Genomic DNA, 508 nt, shown 5'->3' with positions numbered 1-508 from the left:
GGTGGAAGGCCGCCAGCCTGCGTCCCGGCAGCCGGGGCAACCGGCGCCTGCGGGAATGGCACAACGTGGCGGCGGCCTGGCTGTGCCTGCCGCTGCTGCTGATTGCCGGCAGCGGTGCCTGGCTGGCACGCCCGGACCTCTTCACCTGGCCCGGCGCCCAGCCGATGGCGATCAAGCCGCTGTTTTCCGCCGCCCATGGCCACTTGCTGCTGGGCACCCCCGGCGCCTGGCTGGCGTTTCTCTGCGGTATTTCGTTACCCCTTCTGTACCTCACCGGCCTGCTGCTGTGGTGGCGCAAGCGCGCTGCCCGCCGGGCCGTCCAATCGTTCAAGGAAACTAGCCATGACACACCGTGATTTCTTGCGCCGCGCCCAGCGCGGGCTCTTGCTCGCCCTGCTGCCCCTGGGCCTGTTATGGGCTGCCACGGCCAGCGCCGCGACCCTCACCGATCTGGCCGGACGCCAGGTCCAGGTGCCGGAGAAGGTCGAGCACATCCTCCTGGGTGAAG

At 69.9% G+C, this 508-nt stretch carries 1 pseudogene; it reads left to right on the top strand.

Annotation, left to right across the window (positions count from 1 at the left end):
* A pseudogene (locus tag F6S12_RS32825) lies at window positions 1–356 on the top strand (PepSY domain-containing protein); the annotation flags it as partial.
* Between the last annotated feature and the right edge of the window lie 152 nt (window positions 357–508).

The sequence above is a fragment of the Pseudomonas sp. JV245A genome (assembly GCF_032424515.1).
Taxonomy (GTDB): Bacteria; Pseudomonadota; Gammaproteobacteria; order Pseudomonadales; family Pseudomonadaceae; genus Aquipseudomonas; species Aquipseudomonas protegens.
This window is presented reverse-complemented; position numbering and strand designations above follow the sequence as displayed.